We start from the raw sequence: 26,015 nt of genomic DNA, 5'->3' as shown, positions 1-26,015 counted from the left end.
ACCATCAGGGGAGTGAAGATACCGCCTACTGACCCCGCACCGCTCGCATCATGTCCCACATTGGCGTGAAGATACCGAGCGCCAGCACCAGCACCATGACGGCCACTATGCCGATAAGGATCGGCTCGATGCGGGCGGTGAGGCTCTTGAGGTCGTAATCCACCTCCCGCTCGTAGTATTCGGCCGCCTCGTGCAGCAGCTCGTCCACCTGGCCCGTCTCTTCCCCCACCGCGATCATCTGCATCACCAGAGGGGTGAACAGGCCGCTGGCGCCGGCGGTGCGCAGCAGGCTCTCGCCTCGCTCGATACCGCCCCGCATGTCGCGGATCTGCCCCGCCATCCAGGCGTTGTCCACCGCATCGGCCACCAGGGTCAGCGCCGTGTTCAGCGGCACCCCGGCCTTGAGCATCATGGAGAAGCTGCGGGCGAAGCGGGCCAGCAGGGAGCGCTCTATGATGGAGCCGACGATGGGCAGCCTGAGCTGCCATCGGTGCCAGGTCAGCTTGCCCCGGGCCGTGGCGACCCAGCGCCGCCAGCCGACGATCGTTCCCAGCAAGATGGCGAGCAGCAGCCACCAGTAGTGGACGAAGAAGTGGGAGGTGGCGAGCAGGATCCGGGTCGCGAGCGGCAGCTCCACCCCGAACTTGGCGAACATGCCGGCAAACACCGGGATCACCATGATGTTGAGGATCACCATGGCGACGGCGATGGCTATCATCACGAAGCTGGGGTAGCGCATGGCAGTCTTGATCCGCTTGCGGGTCTCCAGCTCCAGATCGAAATAGTTGGCGAGCTGCAGGAAGGCCTCCTCCAGCTGGCCGGTGTTCTCGCCGACGTGGATGATGGCCACGAACAGGCTGCTGAACACCTTGGGGTGAGCCTGCATCGAGCTCGACAGCGGCCGCCCGTTGCCGAGATCCTCCCCCAGAGCGTGGAGCGCCCGCTTGAGGGGCTTGCTGTGGGCGCTCTCCTCCAGCCCGGCGATGGCACGCAGTATGGGGATGCCCGCCCGGGTCAGGGCATACATCTGGCGGCTGAACACCACCAACTCCTCCAGCTTGACGCCCCCCTCCAGCAGCAGGGACCAGTCGATGGCGGCGGATCTGGCCTTGCCCGCCTTCAGCTCGGTAGGCATCACGCCACGGCGCATCAGTTGCTCGGCGGCGGCCAGCTCGCTGGCGGCCTCCACCACGCCGTTGACGGCATTGCCCTGGCTGTCGCGGCCCTTGTACGCAAATGATCCCATGACTTAGCCCAGATCCTCGGCCAGCCGCAGCACCTCGTCCACCGAGGTGATCCCCTCCCGGGCATAGTCAAGGGCGGTCAGTGCCAGGGGCCGGTAGTGCTCGTGCTCGCGCGCAGCCCGGGCAAAGCCCTCGGCGTCGTTGCGACGCAGGGCATCCATCATGGATTGGTCCAGCTCCAGCAGCTCGTAGACCCCGATCCGGCCCGCATAGCCGGTGAAGTTGCAGCTCTGGCAGCCGCGCCCCTTGCGATAGACGTGCTGACCCGGCATCTCGCCGGAGAGCGCGCCAAGCCAGGTGGCCTGCCCCTCATCCGGCGCCGTCTCACAGGCGCAGTGTTCGCACACTCGCCGCACCAGCCGCTGGGCCACCACGGCCCGCAGGGCGCTCGCCACCAGATAGCCGGGGGCCCCCATGTCGATGAGGCGCAGGGCACTGGTGACGGCGTCGTTGGTGTGCAAGGTGGTCAGCACCAGATGGCCGGTGATGGCGCCGCGCAGGCCAATCTCCACCGTCTCGTTGTCTCGCATCTCCCCCACCAGCAGGATGTCAGGATCCTGGCGCAGGGTGGAACGCAGCACCTGGGAGAAGGTGAGGCCGATCTTGTGATTGACCTGCACCTGGTTGACCCGAGGCAGTCGGTACTCCACCGGATCTTCCACCGTGATGATCTTGTGGCTGGCCTGGTTGAGTTCGGAAAGGGCGCCATAGAGCGTGGTGGTCTTGCCGCTGCCGGTGGGCCCCGTCACCAGTATCATGCCGTGGGGGCGCTTGAGCTGGCGGCGGAAGCGGGTCAGGATGGCGGGCGGCATGCCGGTCTCGGCCAGCGACAGTATGCCGGTGGATTGATCCAGCAGCCGCATCACCACAGATTCCCCGTACTGCACCGGCATGGTGGACATCCGCACATCCACGTCACGACCGCGTACCTTCATGGCGAAGCGGCCATCCTGGGGCAGCCGCTTCTCCGAGATGTCGAGCCCGGCTACCAGCTTGAGGCGCAGCACCAGCGCCTGGGCGATGCGCACCTCGCTCAGGATGTTCTCGTGCAGCACGCCGTCGATGCGCTGGCGGATGCGCAGCACCTTCTCGTCCGGCTCGATATGAATGTCCGAGGCTCCCACCTGCACCGCGTCTTCGAACAGGGAGCGCAGCAGCTTGGCCACCGTCGCCTCCCCCTCGTCTGCCCCGGCGTTGAGGCTGCTGGCACCCAGCTCGAAGCCGGTCTCCTGATGCTCCTCGTGCAGCTGCACCGCGAAGTTCTCTATCTCCCGGGTGCGGCGATAGAGGCGGTCGAAATACTCCAGCAACTGGCCTTCCCGGGCCACCGCCAGCACCAGCTCCCGCGGACTCAGCAGGGCGGCGATGGCATCAAGGGCGCTCAAGTCGGCGGGATCCGACATCACCACGGTGACCTTGTCGTCGCTGAGGTTGACCGCCAGAGCCCGGTAGCGGCGCGCCTGCACCTCGGGCAACAGGGTCACGGCCGAGGCGTCTATGGTGAGGTTGTTGAGATCGAAGAAGGGCACATCCAGCTGACGGGCGAGGAAGGTCAGCAGTTGCACCTCGCTGATGAAGCCGAGATCGATCAGGGTGGTGCCCAGCTTGCGGCCGGTGTGGCGCTGCTGCTGCAGGGCGAGCTGCAACTGATCATCCGAGATGATCCGCTCCTGTACCAGCAGGTCGCCGAGGCGCATTTTCAGTCTGGGTTGTGCCATGCAAACTCCAAAAAAGTGATCCCGGCTGCCCGTCAGGGGGCAAGCTGTGCAATTCGCTGTTCCAGCCAGCTGCTGGAGGCCTCGCCCAGGTTCCCGTGCAACTGGGCGTTGCGATAGGCATCCAGCGCACGTTGGCGATGGCCTTGGCCATCCTCGGCCACGCCGAGCCCCAGCCACCAGCGCCCCTGATCCGGCTGCTGGCGCAGCAGCTTGACGTAGAGCTCCGACGCCCGGGCAGGCTGACCCAGCTCCTGGGCAAGCCCGGCCCAGGTGGCGTAGTAATCCAGATTGGCGGCCAGATCCGGTTGATAGCCGGTCAGCCAGTCCAGCGCCTTCTGGCGATCACCGCCACCGATGGCCACCCGGGCCAGCAGCAGACGCAGGTCGGCCTGCTCGGGATCCAGTCTCAACCCCTCTTCCAGCACCTGGCCGGCCTCCGCCAGCCGTCCCGCCCCATAGAGCAGGCCAGCCAGCTGTTCCCGCGCCCCCTGATTGTGCGGGTCATGGACCAGTACCTCGTAGTAGTTGTCCTGCGCTTCCTGCATCTGACCCTTGGCCATGGCGGTGGTCGCCTTGCGCTCGGCCAGGGCCGCCAGCTCGGGCTCGGAGAGCTCCACCGTCTCTATCTTCAAGATTCCGGGCTTGCGCGGGGCTGTCGACACTGGCGCCTCTTCGGCATCCTGCTCGGCCGCCAGCTCGGCATAGAGATCCGGCTGCAACTCTTCGTCGCTCGGGATGACGTCATCCTCTGGCGGCGTCTCGGCCAGGGTCTGCGGCGCCAGGTCGGCGGTGTCGCTTGCCCTCGCCGCTATGGAGCCATCCACCCCAACCGCCCCGGAGGCGGCAGCCACCTGGGGCGCGGGGGCAACGGCAACCACCTCGGCGGCAGAGGAGGCTGGCAGCGTCTGCTCACCGCTCGCCGGGACGAGCCGGGTAGTCAACTGAACGGTCGGCTGCGCCGTCCGCTGGCTCTGCTGCCAGTAGATCCAGGTACGCCAGCCGAGGATGGCCAGCGCCAGGGTGCACAACAGGGTCAGCGCCAGCATCCACCACCCCTGCTGACGCACCGGCGCCACATAGACGGCGGCGCCCTCGGATCCTGGCTGACGCTGCTCCAGATCTTTGAGCATCTGATTGATCACGCTCATGACCAGACTCCATAGGTCAGGGCAGCACCCAGCAGCAGCAACAGGGGCCACCAGCGTACCAAGGCGCCACGGCGGGCGTCGTCGGTATCACGAACGGCGAGTCGCACCAGGGCGCTATCGATCCGGCGCACCCCGCGGCCATAGGCCAGCATCAGGCACTTCTGGGCCAGCACGTTGATGAGCCGGGGAATGCCGCGGGACGCCCGCCACAACAGGCGCAAGGCCGGGCCGCCAAACAGCGCCGCCCCGCGATAGCCCGAGACATGCAGCCTGTGCTCCAGATAGGCCCGGGTCTCGTCGCACCGCAGCGGCCGCAGGCAGTAGGAGAAGCCGATGCGCTGGCGCAACTGGCGCAGGTGGGGCCTCGCCAGCCGGACATCCAGCTCGGGCTGGCCGAACAGCACGATTTGCAACAGCTTGCTGGATTCCGTCTCCAGGTTGCCGAACAGCCGGATCGCCTCCAGGGTCTCGTCCGGCAGGGCCTGCGCCTCATCGATCAGCACTACCACTCGCTGCCCCTGCTGGTGCAGGGCGATGAGGTGGCGATGGATGCGATCCGTGAGATCCAGCTCGCTGACTCCCTGCACCGCCAGCCCCAGCTCCAGGGCCAGGGCGGTACGCAACTCCCCCGGGGTGAGGTGGGGATTGGGCAGCCAGGCCAGGCGCACCGGACACGCCTCGGAGCCGAGCTCGCTCAGCAGCTTGCGGCAGAGCAGTGTCTTGCCGGTGCCCACCTCGCCGGTCACCTTGATGAAGCCCTCCCCCTGCTCCAGCGCCCAGTTCAGCACCTGCATGGCCTCCTCGTGGGGAGGCAGACCGTAGTAGAAGCCGGTGTTCGGGGTCAGGCCGAAGGGCGCCTCCTGCAAACCGAAGTGACTCAGGTACATGCGCCCTTCCTGTGCCCATCACGGCCAGTGCCGACCAGGCCGAAGGAGAACACCTGCAAACCGGCATGGTTCAGGTACATGAGTCGTCACCGGCCTGGGGGCCTGTCGTGGCACAGAGCCACAGGCCGTATGGCACAAGGCCAATCGCATGCTGCTTCATGGCCTAGCCCTTGGGCGGATACCATTTGTCGAGCAGCTCGGAGGAGCGTTGCAGCTCCTGCTGCCAGGTATCCTTCTCCACCACGGTCGGCTTGAGCAGGATCACCAGCTCCACTTTCTGGGTGCTCTCGCTGCGGTTGGTGAAGGCCTCGCCGACCCAGGGAATGTCCCCGAGCAGCGGCACCTTGCTGACGACCTCTTTCTTGTCGGTCTTCATCAGGCCGCCGATGACGATGATGTCACCGTTGTTGGCCTGCACCACGGTATCCGATTCACGAATGGCGCTCTTGGCGAGCGGCAGCACCAGGGGATCGGCGGTGCCGACGTTGATGGTCTTGTTCTGCTCCTCGGTGTCGATGACGGAGGGGTGGATGTGCAGCAGCACCCGGCCCTGCTCGTCGATCTGCGGGGTCACATCCAGGGCGATACCGGAGAAGAAGGGGGTCAGCTCCACGTTCGGCGTGACGATGGGGGCCGAGTTGCCCGAGGTGGTGGTGGTGGTGGAGGCATTGGTGACGAAGTATTCGTCCGTCCCCACCTTGATCACCGCCTTCTGGTTGTTGGTCGCGGTGACCCGCGGGCTCGAGAGGGTATTCACGTCACCCTGGGTCTTGAGCAAGTCAACCGCCACCACGAAGTTGCCATCCGAGATGGTGAAACCGGCGCCACCGCCGATGGCGTTGAAGATGGGATTGCTGGCTCCGACCTGGCTGTTGCCAAGACTACCCCCCCCCCGGATACCTTTGTTGCCGTCCCAGCTGGCGGAGAGACCGTTCCAGTCCACCCCCTGCTCGTAGCCCTCGTTGAGGGAGACCTCCAGGATCCGCGCCTCCAGCACCACCTGGCGTTTGAGGTGTTCGCCGGACTGATCCAGAAAATCGCGTACCGCCTTGAGCTCCTTCGGATAGGCGCGCACGGTGACCAGCCCCGCCTGGGGACTGGTGATGACGGCTCGTCCGTCTCCCGTACCGATCAGGGTCTGCAGGGCGTCCCGCAGATCGGTCCAGTAGTCGTTGTTGCTGTCGGTCTCGATCCGGGTGCCGTTGCTGTTGTTGCCGTTGCCGTTGTCCCCGTTGGAGGAGCCGAGGTTGTTGTTGCCGTTGTTATTGTTGCCGCTGCTGTCGACGTTGTTGTTGCCGTTATTGTTGTTGTCGTTGGCGGTCACCCCGCCGGTACTGACCGAGGTGCGGGAGAGGCCGCGGCGGGCCATCATCAGGTAGTTGACCGGGATGGTCTCGGTGCGCAGACCCGCCGGGTAGACGTGAAACACGTTGCCCTTGCGCTGCACGTCGAAGCCGTACATGTCGCCGACCGTGGCCAGCGCCTCCTGCAGGGTCACATCCTTGAGCTCGACCGAGATCGAACCCGCCACCCCGGGGTGTACCGCCACGCTGTAACGGGATCCCTTGAACAGGGAGCCGAAGAACTCCACCGCATCGACGTCATGGGCCGCGATGCGCAGCCGTTTCTCCGGAACCGCCAAGGGCTGCTGGGGACGGTTGAGCTGCAGCAGTTCGCTCTGCACCGAGGGAGGCAAAGTGGTCAGCGGCGCGGTCGGGGTCTGCTCGTTCATGGCCTGCTTGAGCGCGTCTTTGGCCTGCACCGGTTCGGGGTGCTGGTAGCTGGTACAAGCCGCCACCGCCAATGCGAGGGGAAGCAGACAAAAATGGTGTTTTTTCATGTTATTGGTGCACCTGACTCGCAATGAAACTCGACAAACCTGGCCCGCAGCATCCCGCGCGGAACCGACTTCACATCCGGATCTTGCTGCCAAACAGGGTCAGTGTCTGACGCTTGCCCGCTTTCTCCAGTACCACGGCATCGGCGCTGATGCCCACCAGCAGAAAACCGTCGATCCGCTGGCCCACCCGATAGCTCTGACCGTTGAGCACCGCCAGCGCCGGTCCGTTGCCCAGGATGACGCTCTGCAACCTGGGCAGACCGGCGCCCTTGCTCGGGCTCGCCGCCGCGCCGCTGCCGGCCAGGGGGGCGGTCGGGTCCTGCAACACCTCTGCCTGGGCCAGCGGGCCCAGCAGGCAGCACAACAATGTCAGCCACTTAGCCACGAATGAACTCCTTGCTGGTACTCAAGGTGTAGATCTCCATCTCCACCGCCGCCTTGGGGTGCTCAACCACCCTGTAGTCGAAACCTTTCCAGTAGAAGTGGCGAGGCAGGGCCTCCAGCGCCTTCAGGTACTGGTAGACATCGAAATAGCCCCCCTCCAGCTGGAGCCGGATCCCGTGTTTGAACAGGTTGGCCTTCTGCTCGCCAGCCATCAGCGGCTCGGGTTTGAGGGAGGTGAGCGCCAGCATATGCAGGTTGGCGGAGCGAGACAACAGGGCCTCCAGCACGGCCGGCATCTCGTGGGCCGGGATCAGATCCACCGTCTGGGCCTTGAGCTCTGCGTCCAGCCGGCCGAGGGATGCTTCTACGCCGGCCAGCTGCTGGCGCACCTGGGCGTTGGGATCCCGCCCCAGCCGGGCCTGCTTGCCCTGATTCTCCAGGGTCAGGATCTCCAGATCCCGCTGCGCCGCCGTCAGCGCCTGCCGCTCCTGGCTCAGGCGGGTGTCGGCGGCATCCAGCCAGCCGTAGATCCCGGCCGCCCCCAGCAGGATGATGCCCGTCAGCAGGATCAACACCCTCTCTCGCAGGCTGAGGGCGGCCACGCGCTGTGCCCAGGCCAGCCACTGTGCTTTCATCTCCATCATGGGGTCTCCCGTGCTATGCCGCTAAGCTGGAAGGCCAGCTGGCCAGCCTTGTCCCGGCTCAGGGTCAGCTCGCCAAACTGCTTGCCCGCCAGGGACGGGGTCTGCTTGAAGCGGTTCACCCAGGCGGGGACATCCTGACTGCGTTCGGCCACCCCGGAGAGGTTGATGCGCCCGTCACTTATCTCAATCCGTTGCAGGGAGAGGCGGGCATCCCGCAGACGGGCCAGATCCGCCATCACGCCGGCGTAGCCCTGGGATTTTTGCAGGGAGAGGCTGCCGAGCTGGCGTATCAGCGCCTGCTTGGCAGCCAGCTCCTCGCGCTTGTCGACCAGCTGCTGTTGCAGCTGACCGTCTGCCTGATGGCGCGCCAGCGCGGCATCGAGCCGTGTGGCCTCGCCGCGCTGCACATCGAGCAGCGCACGCACCTGGGCCAGCTCGCGGTCGACACCCCGCTGTTGCCAGCCATAGAAAAAGGTGGCCGCGACCAGCAGCAGCAGGCAGCCGCCCCAGACCAGGGCCATCTGATTGAGGCTGGCCCACAGGCGCCTTGGCCTGAATTCAGCGCCATAGAGATTGATATGGTGTTTCATCCTTCGCTCCTGCCCAGGGCGGCGCCGTAAGCGGAGAGATATTCGACACCGGCCTGCCACTGGGTCTTGTTGGCCATGGAGGAGTGAAGGATGACGTCAGCAACCCGGTTCATCGTTCGCCTCCCAGGGCCGCACCATAGGCACAGAGGTATTCGACACCGGCCAGCACCGCCTTGTTGGCCATGGCGGAGACCGGGAAACCGAAGACCTGTTCCAGGTGGCGGACCAGCAACCCGATGGCGGAGGAGGCGATGGCGAGTTGCAACTGGCCCGGCTCCGGCAGCTTGAGATGACCCGCCAGGTAGTCGAGGGAGCGCTGGATCTCCAGCGCCAGCCCGTCGAGCATCTCCTGATCGGGCTCATGGGTACCGGTGAGGCTGGCGAACCCGCGGAACTGACGGGAGAAGCAGAGCCCTCCCCGATGAAAGACCAGCAGTTGCAACTCCTGTCCCCTCGGCTGCCAGAGCAGCATGCGCACCGTCTGATCCGCCTCGTAGAGGGCCGTCATGGCCAACTCGTCGCTGACGATGGCTTCCAGGGTCGCCACGCCGTTGACCGCGTCCGCCAGTTGCTGCACCCGCGCTTTGGGCACGCAGATCACGTTGATGCGCGGCCGACCCGCAGGGGGCGTCGGCAGGTCCACATAGTCCATGGCGAGCTGCAACACGGGTTCGTTGACGAAATCCTTGATGGCCCAGGGCAGGGCCCCCGCCATTTCGGCATCGGGCACGGCGGGCTTGTCGATCTGGATCTGCTGATAAAGGCTGGCGGCCAGGGCCACCCGCACCTTAGACTTGGCCAGGCCATGCTGGGCAAACAGCTCCCCCATGGCCCTGGGCCAGTCGTGAGGACCATGGATGGCGCGACTGGTAAAGATCGGGACGGGTTCCACACAAGCCAGCAGGATGCGATCGCTGGCCAGCAGGAGTCCCACCTGAGGGCTGGGGTGCGAACGTCGGAAAAGTGACTTCATCGAGACCTGGACCTGGCTGCATGAAACGGACTAAACCTTAACATAAACAGGCCATTAGCCTCCAACTTTATGACAAACGATGCATTGACGGCCAAGATGACCTCCCCCTGGGATGCGCCACTGGAACCCGCTCAGATCCCCTCCCCCCTGCACCCTGTCTACCACCCTCTGCTGGATGCCCACGGCGTGCGGCTCTGGTGCAAGCGGGATGATCTGATCCACCCGACCCTCTCCGGCAACAAGTGGCGCAAGCTCAAGTACCACCTGCAACAGGCTCGGGCGCAGGGTAAGACCCACCTGCTGTCGTTTGGGGGCGCCTACTCCAATCACATTCACGCCCTGGCGGCGGCCGGCCTCAGGTCCGGGCTGCGCACCACCGGCATCATACGCGGTGAGGCTGACAGCGTCAGCAACGCAACCCTGAGCGCGGCCAAAGGCTGGGGCATGGATCTCGTTTTTGTGGACCGCCAGAGCTACCGGCGCCGCCAGGATCCCGACTGGCTGGCCCAGTTCGCGGCACCTGACACCCTGATAGTGCCGGAGGGGGGGAGCAGCCCGCTCGCCATCCCGGGAGTCGCCGAGCTGGTGGCCGAGGTGCCCTTCTCGCCGGATCTCTGGGTGCTGCCCTGCGCCAGCGGTGGCACCCTGGCGGGGCTCATCGCGGGCAAGCGGGCACGGGAGCAGATCCTCGCCATCGCCGTGCTCAAGGGGGGTGGCTTCATCGCCGACGAGGTGTGCCGGCTCTATCCTGCGGCGGCCATCACCGATGGCTGGCGCATCGCGCTGGATCATCACGACGGCGGCTATGCCAGGTTCAGTCCGGCCCTGTGGCAGTGGGTACTGGCCTTCAGCGCCCACACCGGGCTGCCGCTCGAGCCCATCTACAGCGGCAAGGCGATGTGGGGGCTGTTCCGGGAACTGGCCGCCGGGCGCATCCCCCGTGGCAGCGAGGTGGTCTTCATCCACACCGGGGGCCTGCAGGGGCTGGCGGGCCTGAAGGAGCAGGACAGACTGTAGGCCAGGGCGATTCAGGGGCCCGGAGAGGGGGCGGGCCGCCACTGAACCAGGCGGGCCCGTCAGGCGGGCATGATCAGCCGCTGTGGCTCTGCGAACCAGGGCCCCTGGCCCGCGTGCACGCCGAGATGACGCAACATCTTCCACTCGTCGCCGCTCTCCACCCCGACCGCAATCACCCGGGTCTGGGTATTGGCGCAACCCCCCACCAGGCTGCGCACCGCCATCTGGTTGACCTGTCGCAGGTGGATCTCCCGCACCAGGCTGGGGTGCAGCTTGAGGAAGTTGATCTCGAACTCCTTGATGTACTGCGTGCTCACCACATCCTGGCCCGCGTGATCGATGGCCAGCCGGCATCCCAACATGCGCAGCGCCCGCAGTGGCCGCTTGAGCGCCTCGTAGTGGCGGGTCACCTGAGACTCCGACAACTGCAGGATCAACCCCTCATTGAGGCTGCGCGGCAGTTGGAACAGCTCGAAGAAAAGATCCCGCTGGAACTCGCGATTGAGCAGGTTCTGGGCACTGAGCGACAGGCAGACGGGGCAGCTCGACTCCGGCCGCTGGCGCAGCAGGCGAAGGGTCTGGGCGACTACCAGCCGGTCCAACGGCAGCAGCAGGCCGGCCTTCTCCGCCATGGGCATGAAGACTCCTGCCTGCAACTCCCGCCCCTGCTCGTCATGAATGCGGATCAGCAGCTCCTGTTGCAGCACCACCTGGTCCCGCTCCTGCTGCACCGGCTGCAGATAGAAGGAGATCCCCCGCTCCTCGATGCGGCGGTTGATCAGGGTGCGCCAGCGCACCGTCCCCTTGTTGCTCGCCTCCTCGTCCAGCGACTTCTCGTAGAGGAACCAGCCGCTGTGACCCTGCAGGCGTGCACTCTTGAGCGCCAGCTCGGCCTCTTCCTGCACCTTGAGCAGGGAGTCCTCGGCCTGATAACAAACGGCACCGAGATAGACGGCCGTGTCCAGATTGACCGACTCGGGCCAGTGCAGGCGCTGCAGGCTCTTGAGCAACTGACTGGCGCCGTCCACCATCTCGCTCTCGGACATGTTGGGCAGCAGCACGGCAAAGACCTGACCGGCGTAGCGGGCCTGCAGGGCACCGCTGTGCTTGCGCACGAAGGCACCGATGGAGGCGCTCGCCTCCATCAGCAGATCCTGACTCGGGCGTCCGCTCAGTTCGGGATCCAGCTCCTCCAGCCCGGCCAGCTCGATCAGCAGGACACCACCACTGATCACGCTCGCCTCCATGATGGCGTTTTCCAGCCGGTTGTCGAAGAAGAGGCGGTTGCCGATGCCGGTGGTCTTGTCGACGAAGGCGTTGCTGCGGATGAAGTTGTCGAACCGGCTACGCTCCTTGCGGGCATCGGCCAACTCGGCCAGCAGATGGGTGAGCGCCTGGCTGGCGGGGAGGGGCCATTCGTCGGCGGGATCATGGGCCAGCTTGGTGAGTTTGCCATCCAGGATCAGTTGGGCCCGCTCCGCCAGCAGCTCGGCACCACGCAGCTGCTGTCGCAACCAGCGGATGGAATACCAGAGGCCAAACACCACGATGAAGACCCCGAGGGAGATGCCGAACATGGCCTGCATGGAGTACTCGAACTCCTTGAACGGCCTGTCCAGCTTGAACTCGGCCTGCATGCCGACCTGATTGGGAATGGCTTTGCTGTAGGGGATCAGCAGACTCTCGTCGGTCTGTTGCTGTACGTCGCGAAACCAGTAGACCCGCTGCCTGTCCTGGCGGATCTCCAGCTCGACCACGTGGGAAGCCCGCAGCAGGGAGGGCAGCCAGCGGGCCAAGGCCTGCTGATCGTCGGTCACTCCCAGTTGCTTGTCGATGATCTCCACCAGGGAGTCGACCCGGTTCTGCTGCAGCTCCATCCCCATCTGGCGGAAACTGAATACTCCGCCCAGCATCACCACGGCCATGGCCGCGATCACGCACAGGGTAATAAAGGAGACGAGTTGAGTGGTCAGTTTCATGTGCCTTTCCGTAGCCGACAGCATCCATAGAGCCTCATGGTATCAGCCTTGGCCAAACCCCGCCTATGGATGAAGATCCCGCTTCTGCAAATAAGCGCGGCGGCCGCTCATGCCCGGGTGTGGGTCACTCGTACGGGGGGACTCGGGAGAGGAGAAAATCGGGCAACCGGCCGAACGGCGGGCAGAAAAATGGTCCCACTGCGGGGACCAAAAGAAACACTCATATCAAAACTAACACTCTGTGCTACTGACAAAAATAGATACAGGAGTATTGAACACACGGTGAGTCAAACCGCACTGCTACTCTAGCGATTTCAGATAAGCTGGACAATTGTCATTTATGACAGGTCAGCGATTGAATCTCCATCAATCAATTTGTCATATTTGTTGTATATCAATGGATTATGATTATTGTTCCAAGTGTGACCGATGTGACTCAAATCGAACCAGCTAATGCTATGATGTTGCCATCCATTTGCATCCCATGCGCCCACCGGGCAGGTATCCCTTGCGACGATCGTCTCCCTTCTGGATCAGTCTGCTGCTGCTCTGCCTGCCCGTGCTGGCGAGCCTGCCCCTCAGCCAGCTGCTGGGCAACCCCCTGGCCCACCAGCTGCTGCAACAGAAGAAGGCGCAGATAGAGGCCGCGCTGGCGGAGCGCCACGAGGCGCTGGATCAGAGCATTCGCTCCCAGCTCTCCAGGTTCGCCTTCGATTGCGGCCCCGCAGACATGGCCCTGCTGCGGGATCCCCGTTTCTACAGCCGCCACATCCGGCTGCAGGGGCTCAAACTCGCCTCCGGCGGCGGTTGTTCCAGTCTGGGGGAGGATTTCCCCCTTGCCACTGTCGAGCTGCCCCCCTATCCCGAACAGGAGCAGTTTGGTCTCGCGGCCACCCAGCCCCGCTTCAACACCGAGCAGGAGGTCGTCGCCTATTACAGGAAGGGTGGCAATGTCGCCTACTGGGTGCTGAACAACAGCTGGAGCCACGATCAGCTGCAATCCCCCTGCCCGGGCTGCTTCTATCTCGAGTTTGGCCAGCAGAGTCCGGGCAAGGTCACCACCTTCTTCCCCCGTGGCGACAAGTCCATCAAGCAGGAGCCTGGCAACCAGAGCCTGAGCTTCTTCGATCCGGATCCCCAGATCAGGCAGACCCTGTGGGCGGGCAAGGCGCTGGAGGAGTATGCGAAGCGGCAGGCCCGCCACTATGGTCTCTTGTATGGCGGCGCGCTGGGACTCCTGCTGGTCACCGCCTACTGGGTGCTGCGCAACTACCGCCGCTCCCTCAAGGGGCTGCTGCAGGCAGCCCTGGTGCGGCGCGAGTTCGTCCCCTTCTATCAACCCATAGTGGACAGTCGCAGCAAAAAAGTGGTCGGTTTCGAGGCGCTGCTGCGCTGGCAGCGGGGTCGGGAGCTGGTGCCCCCAGGCACCTTCATCGACTATGCGGAGGAGCAGGGGCTGATCCTGCCCATGACGGAGCAACTGCTGGAGAGGGTCATCGCGGACCTGCCCTGGCTGGAGCCGACCCAGTGGGTCAGCGTCAACATAGTGGCCGCCCACCTGGAGCAACCCAATCTGCGGCCCCTGTTGCAGCGCCACGACTGGCCCTCCCCGGCCAGGCTCACCTTCGAGCTGACCGAGCGCAAGCCGATCACCGATATCAAGGCGGCCATGGGGGAGATAGCCCAGCTCCAGGAGAAGGGATATCACTTCAAGCTGGATGACTTCGGCACAGGTTATGGCGGTTTCGCCTACCTGCAGCGCCTCGGTATCCGCCAGATCAAGATCGACAAGATGTTCGTCGACACCATAGGCACAGACGATCTCAAGCGCACCCTGCTGGATTCCATCATCGCCTTCGGCCATGAATCCGACATGGAGATGATAGCCGAGGGGGTCGAGACTCTGGAGCAGGTCGACTACCTGCACCGCCATGGAGTCCACCTGATCCAGGGCTATGTCTATGCCAAACCCATGGCCCTGACCAAGTTGAAGATCTGGCTGCTGGCATGGCGGCAGAGCCAGCCCGGCGGGCAGTGAGAGAGAAGCATCAGGGTCCCCGCCCGGGGATCCTCATCTCTTGCAACAAAATGATTCTCCTCTGACGGGACAACTCCCTTTATCATGGACTGGCGCGCCACCCCTGTGGCGCGACCTGTTGTCTCCCTACCCGTCGGCCACGGCCGCCCCGAGATGAGAACCACTGCCTATGAAGTCCTTTATCCGGCAAGAGATTGCCCTGCCCGTTGGCCTGCTGACCCTGCTCTTCTTCAAGACCCTGGGCAGCGACCTGCTGACAGAAGCAACCCCCCTTGCGGTTTACCTGCCGGTGTCACTGGCCCTGCTCGCCATCGTCACCTGGGCCATCTTCTCCGTCGTGCGTCACTCCGACGCCCTGGCCATCAAGCTGGGTGAACCTTTCGGCACCCTGATCCTGACCCTGTCGGTCATCTCCCTAGAAGTGGTGATGATCTCCTCCGTGATGCTGACCGGCGACCCCAACCCCACCATGGCCCGCGACACCATGTTCGCCGTGGTGATGCTGGTGACCAACGGCCTGGTGGGCTTCACCCTGCTGTTTGGCGGCTGGCGCTATCACACCCAGAACTTCAATCTGGACGGGGTCAAATCCTACCTGGTCGCCATCATTCCCCTGGCCCTGCTCTGCCTGGTGCTGCCGAACTTCACCCGGGGCGGCACCCTGGGCAGCATGTCCAGCGCCATGTCCTGGATGCTGATCATCATCTCGGTGCTGCTCTACGGCGTCTTCCTGCTGATCCAGACCCGCAGCCACAGCCACTTCTTCGTCGACAGCGACCACGAGGACCACGAGGAACACCACGGCATACTACGCAGCAACGTCTATCACACCCTGCTGCTGCTCGCCTACCTGGTGGTGGTGATACTGCTGGCCAAGACGCTGGCCATCCCCATCAACTACGGGGTCCATGTGCTGGAGGCCCCGGCGGCGCTGGGTGGCTTCATCGTGGCCTGTATAGTGCTCGCGCCTGAGGCGGTCGGCGCCATCAAGGCCGCCTTCAACAACCAGTTGCAGCGCGCCATGAACCTCTACTTCGGTTCCGTGCTGGCCACCATCGCCCTGACGGTCCCCTCGGTGCTCTTCATCGGCGCCCTGCTCGGGCAGGAGGTGCGCCTCGGCCTCTCCGCCGCCGACATGGTGCTGCTCATCACCACTCTCATGGTCTGTAAAGTGACCTTCAGCAGTGGCCGCACCAATGTGCTCCATGGCGCCACCCATCTGGTGTTGTTTGTCGTTTATCTGTTCCTGATGTTCGAACACGAATAGCCGCACCCAACCAGCGCCAGAAACGCAAAGACCGCCCATCGGGCGGTCTTTTATCATCTACTCCCGGATCTCACCGGCGCCAGTGAGGCGGCTTCCCCCTCATCCCCAACCCTTCTCCCGCCAGGGGAGAAGGGGGACCAAGGCTTACAGGCTCGGCAGCACCCCGGCCGGGATCAGATCGTTGTAGCTGGCACGCCCCAGCAGGGCGGCGGCGGCCTCGATGTCCGGCGAGAAGTACCTGTCCTTGTCGTAGAAGCTGACCTCTTCACGCAGTCGTCCCTTGGCCAGCTCGATGAGCTCTGTGCTGCGCAGGGGGGCGCGGAAGTCCAGCCCCTGGGCGGCGGCGAGCAGCTCCACCGCCAGTATGCCGCGGGTGTTCTCCGCCATGTCCGCCAGACGGCGACCGGCGAAGGTGGCCATGGAGACGTGATCCTCCTGGTTCGCCGAGGTGGGCAGGCTGTCCACCGAGGCCGGGTGGGCTAGCGTCTTGTTCTCGGAGGCGAGCGCCGCCGAGGTGACCTGGGCGATCATGAAGCCGGAATTCACACCGCCGTTGTTGACCAGGAAGGCCGGCAGGCCCGACATGCGGGAATCGATCAGCAGCGCCATGCGTCGCTCGGAGAGGGAGCCGATTTCCGCGATGGCCAGGGCCAGGTTGTCGGCGGCGAAGGCCACCGGCTCTGCGTGGAAGTTACCACCGGAGAGGATCTCCTCATCCTCGGCAAACACCAGGGGGTTGTCGGAGACCGCATTGGCCTCGCACACCAGCACCTCGGCGGCGTGGCGGATCTGGGCCAGACAGGCCCCCATCACCTGGGGCTGGCAGCGCAGTGAGTAGGGATCCTGCACCTTCTCGCAGTTGTGATGGGACATGCCGATCTCGCTGCCATCCACCAGCAGGTGGCGATAGCAGGCGGCGGCATCGATCTGGCCGCGCTGACCGCGCACCTCATGGATGCGGGCATCGAACGGACGGCGACTGCCCAGAGCCGCCTCCACGCTCATGGCACCTATGGTGATGGCGCCGGCGAACAGATCCTCGGCGTGGAACAACCCCTCCAGCGCGAACGCCGTGCTGGCCTGGGTGCCGTTGAGCAGCGCCAGCCCCTCTTTGGGTGCCAGGGCGATGGGCTCCAGGCCCGCAATCTTGAGCGCAGTGGCGGCGTCGATCAGCTCGCCCTTGTGGCGGGCCTTGCCTTCACCTATCAGCAGGCAGCTCATGTGGGCCAGGGGGGCCAGGTCGCCGGAGGCACCGACGGAGCCCTTCTTCGGCACCACAGGATAGACTTCGGCGTTGATGAGGGTCATCAGGGCCTCGAGCACCGTCAGGCGGATGCCGGAGAAGCCCCGCGCCAGCGAGTTGACCTTGAGCACCATCATCAGCCGCACAGTGGCGTCATCCATATACTCGCCAATCCCAGCTGCATGAGAGAGCACTATGGAGCGCTGCAGTTCATCCAGCTGCTCCACCGGGATGCGGGTGTTGGCCAGCAGGCCAAAGCCGGTGTTGATGCCATACACCACGCGGTTTTGCTCGATCACCTTGGTGACCACGGCTGCGGAGGCGTGGATCCCCGGCAGGGCGGACGAGTCCAGGCTGACATGGACAGGCTCGCGGCTGACGCGGCGCAGGGTGGCGAGGCAGAGCTTGCCCGGTTGCAGATTGAGTTCAAACATCTTATTTCACCCCTTTGCCAGCTGTGTTCAGCATCGGCAGATCCAGTTTCGCCTCTTGGGCACAGTTGATGGCAATCTCGTAGCCCGCGTCCGCATGACGCATCACCCCGGTGGCCGGGTCGTTGCGCAGCACGCGACCGACCCGCTTGGCGGCGTCGTCGCTGCCGTCACAGACGATCACCACCCCGGAGTGCTGGGAGAAGCCCATGCCGACGCCACCACCGTGGTGCAGGGAGACCCAGGTCGCGCCACCTGCGGTGTTCAGCAGGGCGTTGAGCAGCGGCCAGTCGGAGACGGCATCGGAGCCATCCATCATGGATTCGGTCTCCCGGTTCGGGCTCGCCACAGAGCCGGAGTCCAGGTGATCGCGACCTATGACCACGGGGGCTTTCAGCTCGCCATTCTTCACCATCTCGTTGAAGGCAAGGCCCAGGCGCACCCGATCCTTGACCCCGACCCAGCAGATCCGCGCCGGCAGGCCCTGGAAGGCGATACGCTCGCGGGCCATGTCGAGCCAGTTGTGCAGATGGGGATCGTCCGGGATCAGCTCCTTCACCTTCTGGTCGGTCTTGTAGATGTCTTCCGGATCCCCGGACAGCGCCACCCAGCGGAAGGGACCTATGCCCTCGCAGAACAGCGGGCGAATATAGGCCGGTACGAAGCCCGGGAAGTCGAAAGCATTCTTGACCCCTTCTTCCAACGCCATCTGGCGGATGTTGTTGCCGTAATCCAGCGTGGCCGCACCACGGGCTTGCAGGGTCAACATGGCTTCCACCTGGCGCGCCATGGAGTGACGAGCCGCCTGGTTCACCTCCTGGGGGGCGGATTTTTGCAGCTCACGCCACTGGGCGACGCTCCAGCCCTGGGGCAGGTAGCCGTGGATGGGATCGTGGGCCGAGGTCTGGTCGGTCACCACGTCCGGGGTGATGCCACGGGCCACCAGTTCGGCGAAGACGTCGGCGGCGTTGCCGAGCAGGCCGACGGAGACGGCGCTGCCGCTACGTTTGGCTTCCTCGACCATGGCCAGCGCCTCATCCAGGCTGTGGGCCTTCTTGTCGACGTAGCGGGTCTTCAAGCGGAAATCGATGCGGGTCTCGTCGCACTCCACGGCAATCATGGAGAAACCGGCCATGGTGGCGGCCAGGGGCTGGGCGCCGCCCATGCCACCCAGACCGCCGGTGAGGATCCAGCGTCCTTTCGGTTCGCCGTTGAAGTGCTGGTTCGCCACCGCGAAGAAGGTCTCGTAGGTGCCCTGCACTATCCCCTGGGTGCCTATGTAGATCCAGGAGCCGGCGGTCATCTGGCCGTACATCATCAGGCCCTTCTTATCGAGCTCGTTGAAGTGCTCCCAGTTGGCCCAGTGGGGCACCAGGTTGGAGTTGGCGATCAGCACCCGGGGCGCGTCCTTGTGGGTCTGGAACACCCCGACCGGCTTGCCGGATTGCACCAGCAGGGTCTGGTCTTCCTCGAGGCGGGTCAGCACCTCGACTATCTTGTCGTAGCAGGCCCAGTTGCGGGCGGCGCGGCCTATACCGCCATAGACCACCAGGGACTGGGGATGCTCGGCCACTTCCGGATCCAGGTTATTCATCAGCATCCGCAGGGGCGCCTCGGTCAGCCAGCTCTTGGCGGTCAGCTCGGTGCCGCGGGGGGCACGGATGACCCGGCTCGGGTCGTGACGGGGATCCTGGTGTTGCACAGACATAGACACTCCTTGTTTATCAATGCAGCCGCCATGCGGGGGCACAGTGCCCCTGGCGAGTCGGCCGGCTACTTGGTTAGTTGATGGACCAGCCGGGCGGCCACGCGGGCGCTGCGGTTGTCGAGATCCAGACTCGGGTTGTACTCGGCCAGATCGGCGAGCCTGAGCTTGCCGTTGGCCCGGATATGGGCGATCAGGGGTTCGATGACGGCCAGCTCGACGCCGCGGGCGGCGGGGGCGCTCACCCCCGGCATCAGGTTGCCGGGTAACACATCCAAATCTATGGTGAGATAGAGGTGATCGCAGCGGGCGATAAAGGCGTCCAGCCCCGCCAGCAACACCGGCAGCTCGGCCTGGGTCATCTCCTCGTCCAGCACATGCCAGACTCCCAGCGTCTCGGCGCGGGCAAAGAGCGCCGCCGTGTTGGCGGTCTCGGCCACCCCGAGGCAGGCGTAAGTAAAGGGCGTGCCCTGTGCGGCGCACTGCTCGGCTATCTGGAAGAAGGGGGTGCCCGAGCTTGCCTGCTCCTGCTTCATGCGCAGGTCAAAGTGGGCATCGAAGTTGATGATGCCGACCCGGCCCTTGCCACCCAGATGGCGATTGAGGCCGCTCCAGCTACCGAAGGCCACCTCGTGGCCACCTCCCAGCACCAGCGGGAAGTGGCCCAGATCCAGCGCGCTCGCAACCCGTTCCGCCAGCCGGTCGTGGGCGGCATCGAGATCGCCGTCCTCGCAGGCCAGATCGCCGCCGTCATGGACAAGTCGGCCCAGATGCCAGGCGGTGTTGGCTAGCAGCTTGCGTATCGCCAGCGGCGCGGCGGCGGCGCCGACCCGCCCCTTGTTGCGGCGCACCCCTTCGTCACAGGCAAAACCGAGCAGCACCACGCCGGGCTCGCTGTCGGCTTGCCAGGGTTGCACCTTGTTGTGCCAGCGCAGGGCCAGTTCACCATCTTCCGGATCCTGGCGCCCCTGCCAGACCGACATGTCGGTCATGTTGAACTTATCCATGGAGTGTCTCCTCCCCGTTGAGGACCCGGCTGACCAGTTGATCGACCCCGATCAGGTAGCTGATCTCGGAGGGGTGGGCGCAATTCCAGATCAGAAAATCGGCCTGCATGCCCACTCTCAACTGCCCCAGACGCTCCTGCTCGCCGAGCGCCCGGGCGGCGTGGCGGGTCACCCCGGCCATGGCCTCCACCGGGGTCAGGCCGAACAGGGTGCAGGCCATGTTCATGGCCATGCGCAGGGAGACGATGGGGGCCGTGCCCGGATTGATGTCGGAGGAGACCGCCATGGGCACGCCCGCCTTGCGCAGGGCGGTGACCGGCGGCAGCTTGGTCTCCTTCAGGAAATAGAAGGCGGTAGGCAGCAGAGTGGCGACCACGCCACGGTGGGCCAGCGCCTGGATCCCGTCCTGATCCAGATACTCCAGGTGATCCACCGAGAGGGCGCCGAAGTTGGCGGCGAGCGTGCTCCCCCCCAGGTTGGAGAGCTGCTCCATGTGCCCCTTCACCGCGAGATTGTATTGATCCGCCGCCAGATAGACCTGCTCGGTCTGGGCCAGGGAGAAGCCGATGTGCTCGCAGAAGACATCTACCGCATCCGCCAGACCCGCCTCGGCCGCTGCCGGGATGATCTCCTGGCAGATGGTCTCGACCCAGGAGTCGGGATCGTCGCGGTACTCCGGCGGCACCGCATGGGCGGCCAGCAGGGTGCTCTTGACCCGGATGGGCAGCGCCTCCCCCAGTCGGCGGGCGACCCGCAGCATCTTGAGCTCGTCCGCCAGGGTGAGGCCATAGCCGGACTTGATCTCCACGGTAGTGACCCCTTCCCGGATCAGGGACTTGATCCTCGGCACCGCCAGCTCATAGAGCAGATCCTCGCTGGCCGCGCGGGTGGCGCGCACAGTGGAGATAATACCACCCCCCTTGCGGGCGATCTCCGCATAGGGGACCCCCTTCTGGCGCAGCTCGAACTCCTCGGCCCGGCTGCCGGCAAAGATGAGGTGGGTGTGGCAATCGATGAGGCCAGGGGTCACCAGCCTGCCCTTCATGTCACGCCAGTGGGCGGGATAGGGCCCCTTGAGATCCTGCATGGGGACCAGGGCGTGGATCCTGCCCTCATGCACACCGAGGACATGGGGTTCCAGCAGACCATAGTCCGCCAGATCGGAGCGCAGGGTGGCGGGTGTCACGTTGAGCCAGACCCGCTCGCAGTTCAACAGTTCCTTGTTCATATCGACCCCTAAATGTATATACAATAATTTATAGCCGATCTCTGATGAGAAAGAAAGGATCAAGTTCACATCTTGATAACAGCGGTTTTATTAGAGTTTAAGCACAAAAAAGCCCACCAAGGGGTGGGCTTTCAAAACAAGATATGTATATACAATTAAGTCAGTCGGGTCTTGGAGCTCAACTTGTAGCGGGAGCCTGGCGAGAGCAGGCGAGCATAGGAGACCAGAAAGCCATCCGACCAGGTGCGGCGATGCAGCAGCAGGCAGGGGGTATCGACCCGCACCTGCAGCAAGCCCGCCTCGCCGGCGCTCGGCAGCACCGCCTCCACCACGTGCTCCATCTCGGAGAGGGGGCAGATTTCCATCAGATAGCTGTTCGGCGTCTGCTGGGTGAAGTCCTGCTCGCCATAGCCGGGCAGACGCTCGGCATCGACGAAACGCTCCTCCAGTTGCAGCGGCTCCCCATCGGCCTGATGGACGATCAGGCTGTGAAAGGTGGGCGCCCCGACCCGCAAACCCAGTCGCACCGCCACCTTCTCGTCGGCAGCCTGACGCTGCAGGCGGATCACCCGGGCGCTGTACTGGCTGCCCCGTTCGGCGATCTCGTCGGCGATGTTGCGAATGGCCAGCAGCGGCGACTCGGCGCGCCTGTCCGCCACGAAGCTGCCGGATCCGGCGGTGCGATTGAGCCAGCCCTCGGCCACCAGCTCACGCAGCGCCTTGTTGACCGTCATCCGGCTCACGGCAAACTGCTCGCACAGGGCGGCCTCGGTCGGGATCCTGTCGCCCGCCTGATAGTGGCGTTCGCGGATCCCGTCCAGGATGTGCTGTTTGATCTGCAGATAGAGGGCGGGTGCCACCAATGGATTCCTCAGCGACGACGGTGAGGCGGACGCATGTCCGGCCAGGCGCGGTAGACGTCCGGGATCTGATCAGGGCCGCTGATGCAGAGATCGAGATCGTGCAGCAGACCGTCCTTGATGCCGTAGATCCAGCCGTGCACCGCCAGCTCCTGCCCCTTGCGCCAGGCATTCTGGATGATGGTGGTATGGCAGACGTTGGCGACCTGCTCGGCCACGTTCAGCTCGCACAGGTAGTCGAAGCGCTCGTGCTCATCCTCGATGGCTTCGAGCTCTTCGCCGTACTTGAAATAGACATCCTTGATGTTGCGCAGCCAGTTGTCGATGAGGCCCAGCTCCTGGTTCTGCATCGCCGCCTTGACGCCGCCGCAACCGTAGTGGCCGCAGACGATGATGTGTTTCACCTTGAGCACCTCCACCGCGTATTGCAGCACGGAGAGGCAGTTGAAATCGGTGTGCACCACCAGATTGGCGACGTTGCGGTGGACGAAGACATCCCCCGGCAGCAGCCCCATCAGCTGGTTGGCGGGAACCCGGCTGTCGGAACAGCCGATCCAGAGGTACTCGGGCGCCTGCTGGGCGGATAGGGTAGCGAAGAACTCGGGATCTTCGGCCTTGATCCGTTCCGCCCACTCGCGGTTGTTGGTAAACAGGTCGTTCAACAGTTTCACTTCTGCTCTCCCTAACTGTGGCAGTGGCGGCAACATACCATACACAAGGGTAACCAAGGCAAGGCCGACCAGATCCCCGCGAAACAAAAACAGGGCCATCAGGCCCTGTTTTCTACAAGAGAATGCCCTCAGGCATCCATGGCGTCTTTCAGCTTCTTGAGTGCGTTCTTCTCAAGCTGGCGCACACGCTCGGCCGAGACGCCGTAAGTATCAGCCAGCTCCTGCAGGGTGGTCTTGCTCTCGTCATCAAGCCAGCGGGCACGGATGATGTGCTGGCTGCGCTCGTCCAGGGTCGCCATGGCCGCGCTCAGGCGACGGGTGGCATGGCTGTCCCAGTTGTCGTTCTCGATGGTGGCGGCCAGATCGGAAGACTTGTCTTCCAGATAATGGACGGGAGCGAAGCCACCTTCATCCTCATCGTCACCGACCAGGTCGAAGGCCTGATCGTAGTTGCTCATGCGCGCTTCCATCTCGGTGACGTCCGCGGCAGAGACCCCGAGATCCGCGGCAACGGCCTGAACCTCTTCGTGGTTCAGCCAGCCCAGACGCTTCTTGGACTTGCGCAGGTTGAAGAACAGCTTGCGCTGGGCCTTGGTGGTGGCCACCTTGACCATGCGCCAGTTGCGCAGCACATATTCGTGGATCTCGGCCTTGATCCAGTGCACGGCGAAGGAAACCAGGCGCACCCCGACACTCGGGTCGAAGCGCTTGACGGCCTTCATCAGGCCGATGTTGCCTTCCTGCACCAGATCGGCCTGAGGCAGGCCATAGCCGGAGTAGCTCTTGGCCACGTGAACGACAAAACGCAGATGCGACATGACCAGCTGACGGGCAGCCTCGAGGTCGCCACCCTGCTGCAAACGCATCGCCAGTTCACGCTCTTCCTCTGCGCTCAGCACGGGGATCGAGTTGACGGCCTGGATATAGCCTTCCAGACTACCTTGCGGAATCATAGCCATAGTGCGTTGCAATGAAGTTCCCATGTTCTACCTCTTACTTTTCAATCGAATCAGTCTAACACCCTGAGAGGGTCTGTCTACTGACCGGGAGTCATTCTGCGGCCCACATCAAACACAAGTCAAACATCGGCCTCAGCGTGAGCCCGGCCTATCTTAGGCCGACGGGATGAATCATAAATGAACGGTCAAAAAAAAGGGGTCACAATGAAGGACCCCTGAAAAGTAGCATGCTAAGTCCATTGTTGCGGAGCTCGCAACCTTCACATGCTTGCCAAGTCAGACGAGCAAGGCAGAGGGGCCACACCCGTATACATTCTGTTGCACTAGATAGACTGTTTATAAATCAAAAGGTTCACAGGATCCAAATATGATCCTTGGCGCAGGCATCATTCAGATTACTCTGAGAAAGTGGCCCGTGCCAGAAACGGGCCACTCTTTTACTTGATCCAGTTCGCAAAATCCAGCGCTTTAAAATGCTGATAAATTAATCAGGACGGTTCTATGTCACGAATGTGCCTGTGCACCGAGAACCAGGACGCGATCAACCCCAGCAAGGCCCCCAACAGTATGAGGTTGAAGCCGTCGAACGCCCCCATCCCCACCAGCCGGAAGTTGCTGTTGTAAAGCCCCGCCAGCTCCTTCACCACCCCCTCGCTCCAGATCACCATTACCTCGGTCAGCCACCAGGCCAGCATGCCGCCGATGACCCCGAACCAGATGCCGGTGTAGAGGAAGGGACGGTGAATGAAGGCATCGGTCGCCCCCACCAGCTTGAGCACTTCGATCTCGGATCTCTGGTTGAGAATATTGAGCCTGAGGGTGTTGCCGACGATCAGCAGCACGGCAGAAAGCAGCAGCACCGCTATGCCGGTGATGGTGTGACGCAACAGGTTCATGATCCCCTGCAACCGGGTCAGCCACTGCAGATCCAGCTTGCCCTGCTCGATGCCGGGTTCGTTCTCCAGCTTGGCGAGCAGCTCGGCGGCCCCTTCCGGATTCTGCCAGCGCGGATCCGGGATGACGCTCAGCACAGGCGGTAGCGGGTTGCTGTCGAGGTAATCGAGGGCATCGCCGAAACCGGAGATCTCGCGGAACTCCTTGAGCGCCTCGTCCCGGTTCATATAAGTGACGGATTCCACCTCGGGATAGAGCAGGATCCGCTGCTTCATGTCGAGGATGCTCTGCTCCGGCAGATCCTTGCGCAGATAGAGGGATATCTGGGAGCTGGTCTGCCAGCTCCCTTCCACCACTTCGGCGTTCTTCAGCAGCACGTGAAAGCAGGAAGGCAGCGCCAGACTGACACCAAGCACCGCCAGCGTCATCAGGGAAGCAAGCGGATTGCGCCACAGCTCTCCCAGGCTGGCAAAGGCCTGACGCACGTGGTCCACACCGTACATCATCAGACGGCGCAGCGGCGGCTGTTTATGACGAACGATAGCCATCAGCTCTCCTCCTGCTCTTGGGAATACATGCGCCCTGCCTTCAGGGTCAGGGTGCGATAGCGCATGCGGGCGATCAGCCCCAGATCGTGGGTGGCAATCAGCACCGAGACCCCGAAACGGTTGAACTCCTCGAACAGTCGCATGATGTCCATGGAGAGCTGAGGATCCAGGTTGCCGGTCGGTTCATCCGCCAGCAGCAGGGGCGGCTTGTTGACGATGGCCCGGGCGATGCCGACCCGCTGCTGCTCACCACCGGAGAGCATGCGCGGCTGGTAACGCTCCTTGCCGAGCAGGCCGACCTTGTCCAGCGCCGCCGCCACTCGCTTGTTGATGTCAGCATGGCTATAGCCATCGATCACCAGTGGCAGGGCCACGTTGTCGAACACGGTTCTGTCCATCAGCAGCCGGTGATCCTGGAAGATCATGCCGATCTGGCGACGCACATAGGGGATCTGGCTGCGCTGGATATGACTGACGTCATCGCCATGGAAGAAGACGCGCCCATCGGTCGGCCGCTCCATCACGCTGATGAGCTTGAGGAGGGTACTCTTGCCCGCCCCCGAGTGGCCGGTCAGGAAGGCCATTTCCCCCTTGCGCAGGTGGAAGCTGACCTTCTGCAGCGCCTGATGGCCACCGCTGTATACCTTGCTGACCTTGTCAAAACGGATCATAACGGTTTCCTGATATTGACAAACCCCGACCTGGGTCGGGGTATGGAACACTTACTCATCGCGGCCGGA

General features: G+C 63.9%; 22 protein-coding genes. 3 read left to right on the top strand and 19 right to left on the bottom strand.

Annotation, left to right across the window (positions count from 1 at the left end; all coding sequences use genetic code 11):
- Nucleotides 1-25 precede the first annotated feature (25 nt).
- From ACB039_RS15620 to ACB039_RS15580, 9 genes are all read right to left on the bottom strand, one after another.
- Nucleotides 26-1,246, bottom strand: a complete 1,221-nt coding sequence (locus ACB039_RS15620) for a type II secretion system F family protein (protein WP_371165991.1) — start codon at nucleotides 1,244-1,246, stop codon at nucleotides 26-28.
- Between the two features lie 3 nt (nucleotides 1,247-1,249).
- Nucleotides 1,250-2,962, bottom strand: a complete 1,713-nt coding sequence (gene mshE, locus ACB039_RS15615; RefSeq protein WP_042648837.1) for an MSHA fimbrial ATPase MshE — start codon at nucleotides 2,960-2,962, stop codon at nucleotides 1,250-1,252.
- Nucleotides 2,963-2,994: 32 nt separating this feature from the next.
- A complete protein-coding gene (locus tag ACB039_RS15610) occupies nucleotides 2,995-4,110 on the bottom strand; it encodes a tetratricopeptide repeat protein (protein ID WP_371165990.1) in 1,116 nt (371 codons plus the stop codon).
- Nucleotides 4,107-4,997, bottom strand: a complete 891-nt coding sequence (locus tag ACB039_RS15605; RefSeq protein ID WP_371165989.1) for an ExeA family protein — start codon at nucleotides 4,995-4,997, stop codon at nucleotides 4,107-4,109. Before ACB039_RS15605 ends, ACB039_RS15610 begins: the two co-directional genes overlap by 4 nt.
- Nucleotides 4,998-5,160: 163 nt before the next feature.
- Nucleotides 5,161-6,837, bottom strand: coding sequence for a pilus (MSHA type) biogenesis protein MshL (mshL, locus tag ACB039_RS15600; RefSeq protein ID WP_371165988.1), 1,677 nt, complete (start codon nucleotides 6,835-6,837; stop codon nucleotides 5,161-5,163).
- Between the two features lie 70 nt (nucleotides 6,838-6,907).
- Complete coding sequence (locus tag ACB039_RS15595) at nucleotides 6,908-7,222, bottom strand: MSHA biogenesis protein MshK (protein WP_043129479.1); 315 nt, start codon at nucleotides 7,220-7,222, stop codon at nucleotides 6,908-6,910.
- The gene (locus tag ACB039_RS15590; protein ID WP_161507878.1) at nucleotides 7,215-7,862 is read right to left on the bottom strand and encodes an MSHA biogenesis protein MshJ; all 648 of its coding nucleotides are present in this window, start codon (nucleotides 7,860-7,862) and stop codon (nucleotides 7,215-7,217) included. The genes ACB039_RS15595 and ACB039_RS15590 overlap by 8 nt, the downstream gene beginning before the upstream one ends.
- Nucleotides 7,862-8,455, bottom strand: a complete 594-nt coding sequence (locus ACB039_RS15585) for a PilN domain-containing protein (RefSeq protein ID WP_139439242.1) — start codon at nucleotides 8,453-8,455, stop codon at nucleotides 7,862-7,864. The genes ACB039_RS15590 and ACB039_RS15585 overlap by 1 nt, the downstream gene beginning before the upstream one ends.
- Before the next feature lie 109 nt (nucleotides 8,456-8,564).
- Entirely contained in the window at nucleotides 8,565-9,428 is an 864-nt protein-coding gene (locus ACB039_RS15580; protein ID WP_218410595.1) for an MSHA biogenesis protein MshI, read from the bottom strand.
- A gap of 96 nt (nucleotides 9,429-9,524) precedes the next feature.
- Here ACB039_RS15580 and ACB039_RS15575 point away from each other — a divergent pair, with 96 nt between their 5' ends.
- A complete protein-coding gene (locus ACB039_RS15575; RefSeq protein ID WP_371165987.1) occupies nucleotides 9,525-10,445 on the top strand; it encodes a 1-aminocyclopropane-1-carboxylate deaminase/D-cysteine desulfhydrase in 921 nt (306 codons plus the stop codon).
- Between the two features lie 59 nt (nucleotides 10,446-10,504).
- Here the strand turns inward: ACB039_RS15575 and ACB039_RS15570 are convergent, their stop codons facing one another.
- The gene (locus ACB039_RS15570; RefSeq protein ID WP_171273063.1) at nucleotides 10,505-12,424 is read right to left on the bottom strand and encodes an EAL domain-containing protein; all 1,920 of its coding nucleotides are present in this window, start codon (nucleotides 12,422-12,424) and stop codon (nucleotides 10,505-10,507) included.
- Between the two features lie 508 nt (nucleotides 12,425-12,932).
- Between ACB039_RS15570 and ACB039_RS15565 the strand changes: the two genes are divergently transcribed.
- Both ACB039_RS15565 and ACB039_RS15560 read left to right on the top strand, forming a co-directional pair.
- Nucleotides 12,933-14,462 (top strand): EAL domain-containing protein, encoded by a 1,530-nt coding sequence (locus tag ACB039_RS15565; protein ID WP_371165986.1) that lies wholly within the window; start codon nucleotides 12,933-12,935, stop codon nucleotides 14,460-14,462.
- Between the two features lie 169 nt (nucleotides 14,463-14,631).
- Nucleotides 14,632-15,729: a calcium:proton antiporter gene (locus ACB039_RS15560; RefSeq protein WP_303806724.1), complete on the top strand. Its 1,098-nt coding sequence runs from the start codon at nucleotides 14,632-14,634 to the stop codon at nucleotides 15,727-15,729.
- Nucleotides 15,730-15,873: 144 nt separating this feature from the next.
- Here ACB039_RS15560 and hutH read toward each other — a convergent pair whose 3' ends face one another.
- From hutH to ftsE, 9 genes are all read right to left on the bottom strand, one after another.
- On the bottom strand, nucleotides 15,874-17,406 hold the full coding sequence (gene hutH, locus ACB039_RS15555; RefSeq protein ID WP_139744568.1) for a histidine ammonia-lyase: 1,533 nt from the start codon (nucleotides 17,404-17,406) through the stop codon (nucleotides 15,874-15,876).
- A gap of 1 nt (nucleotide 17,407) precedes the next feature.
- Entirely contained in the window at nucleotides 17,408-19,111 is a 1,704-nt protein-coding gene (hutU, locus tag ACB039_RS15550; protein ID WP_371165985.1) for a urocanate hydratase, read from the bottom strand.
- Between the two features lie 65 nt (nucleotides 19,112-19,176).
- Nucleotides 19,177-20,115, bottom strand: a complete 939-nt coding sequence (gene hutG, locus ACB039_RS15545) for a formimidoylglutamase (RefSeq protein ID WP_371165984.1) — start codon at nucleotides 20,113-20,115, stop codon at nucleotides 19,177-19,179.
- Entirely contained in the window at nucleotides 20,108-21,343 is a 1,236-nt protein-coding gene (gene hutI, locus ACB039_RS15540; RefSeq protein WP_270824478.1) for an imidazolonepropionase, read from the bottom strand. Before hutI ends, hutG begins: the two co-directional genes overlap by 8 nt.
- A 155-nt stretch (nucleotides 21,344-21,498) precedes the next feature.
- Entirely contained in the window at nucleotides 21,499-22,203 is a 705-nt protein-coding gene (hutC, locus tag ACB039_RS15535; RefSeq protein ID WP_042650572.1) for a histidine utilization repressor, read from the bottom strand.
- 11 nt (nucleotides 22,204-22,214) lie between these two features.
- Complete coding sequence (gene can, locus ACB039_RS15530; protein ID WP_041206790.1) at nucleotides 22,215-22,874, bottom strand: carbonate dehydratase; 660 nt, start codon at nucleotides 22,872-22,874, stop codon at nucleotides 22,215-22,217.
- A 128-nt stretch (nucleotides 22,875-23,002) separates the two neighbouring features.
- Nucleotides 23,003-23,857, bottom strand: a complete 855-nt coding sequence (rpoH, locus tag ACB039_RS15525) for an RNA polymerase sigma factor RpoH (RefSeq protein WP_043131310.1) — start codon at nucleotides 23,855-23,857, stop codon at nucleotides 23,003-23,005.
- 464 nt (nucleotides 23,858-24,321) lie between these two features.
- Nucleotides 24,322-25,275 (bottom strand): permease-like cell division protein FtsX, encoded by a 954-nt coding sequence (ftsX, locus tag ACB039_RS15520; protein ID WP_005323432.1) that lies wholly within the window; start codon nucleotides 25,273-25,275, stop codon nucleotides 24,322-24,324.
- Nucleotides 25,275-25,946, bottom strand: coding sequence for a cell division ATP-binding protein FtsE (ftsE, locus tag ACB039_RS15515; RefSeq protein ID WP_005323433.1), 672 nt, complete (start codon nucleotides 25,944-25,946; stop codon nucleotides 25,275-25,277). The genes ftsX and ftsE overlap by 1 nt, the downstream gene beginning before the upstream one ends.
- Nucleotides 25,947-26,015 lie beyond the last annotated feature (69 nt).

The sequence above is a fragment of the Aeromonas sp. S2(2024) genome (assembly GCF_041402505.1).
In the GTDB taxonomy this organism is placed as follows: Bacteria; Pseudomonadota; Gammaproteobacteria; order Enterobacterales; family Aeromonadaceae; genus Aeromonas; species Aeromonas media.
This window is presented reverse-complemented; position numbering and strand designations above follow the sequence as displayed.

Bases quoted from the DNA above. Each gene is read 5' to 3' on its own strand.
- ACB039_RS15575 (WP_371165987.1), top strand. From the start codon at position 9,525: ATGACCTCCCCCTGGGATGCGCCACTGGAACCCGCTCAGATCCCCTCC.
- hutU (WP_371165985.1), bottom strand. From the start codon at position 19,111: ATGTCTGTGCAACACCAGGATCCCCGTCACGACCCGAGCCGGGTCATC.
- ACB039_RS15590 (WP_161507878.1), bottom strand. From the start codon at position 7,862: ATGGAGATGAAAGCACAGTGGCTGGCCTGGGCACAGCGCGTGGCCGCC.
- ftsE (WP_005323433.1), bottom strand. From the start codon at position 25,946: ATGATCCGTTTTGACAAGGTCAGCAAGGTATACAGCGGTGGCCATCAG.
- hutI (WP_270824478.1), bottom strand. From the start codon at position 21,343: ATGAACAAGGAACTGTTGAACTGCGAGCGGGTCTGGCTCAACGTGACA.
- mshE (WP_042648837.1), bottom strand. From the start codon at position 2,962: ATGGCACAACCCAGACTGAAAATGCGCCTCGGCGACCTGCTGGTACAG.
- ACB039_RS15620 (WP_371165991.1), bottom strand. From the start codon at position 1,246: ATGGGATCATTTGCGTACAAGGGCCGCGACAGCCAGGGCAATGCCGTC.
- ftsX (WP_005323432.1), bottom strand. From the start codon at position 25,275: ATGGCTATCGTTCGTCATAAACAGCCGCCGCTGCGCCGTCTGATGATG.
- ACB039_RS15605 (WP_371165989.1), bottom strand. From the start codon at position 4,997: ATGTACCTGAGTCACTTCGGTTTGCAGGAGGCGCCCTTCGGCCTGACC.
- ACB039_RS15580 (WP_218410595.1), bottom strand. From the start codon at position 9,428: ATGAAGTCACTTTTCCGACGTTCGCACCCCAGCCCTCAGGTGGGACTC.
- mshL (WP_371165988.1), bottom strand. From the start codon at position 6,837: ATGAAAAAACACCATTTTTGTCTGCTTCCCCTCGCATTGGCGGTGGCG.
- hutH (WP_139744568.1), bottom strand. From the start codon at position 17,406: ATGTTTGAACTCAATCTGCAACCGGGCAAGCTCTGCCTCGCCACCCTG.
- ACB039_RS15610 (WP_371165990.1), bottom strand. From the start codon at position 4,110: ATGAGCGTGATCAATCAGATGCTCAAAGATCTGGAGCAGCGTCAGCCA.
- ACB039_RS15570 (WP_171273063.1), bottom strand. From the start codon at position 12,424: ATGAAACTGACCACTCAACTCGTCTCCTTTATTACCCTGTGCGTGATC.
- hutG (WP_371165984.1), bottom strand. From the start codon at position 20,115: ATGGATAAGTTCAACATGACCGACATGTCGGTCTGGCAGGGGCGCCAG.
- ACB039_RS15585 (WP_139439242.1), bottom strand. From the start codon at position 8,455: ATGAAACACCATATCAATCTCTATGGCGCTGAATTCAGGCCAAGGCGC.
- rpoH (WP_043131310.1), bottom strand. From the start codon at position 23,857: ATGGGAACTTCATTGCAACGCACTATGGCTATGATTCCGCAAGGTAGT.
- ACB039_RS15560 (WP_303806724.1), top strand. From the start codon at position 14,632: ATGAAGTCCTTTATCCGGCAAGAGATTGCCCTGCCCGTTGGCCTGCTG.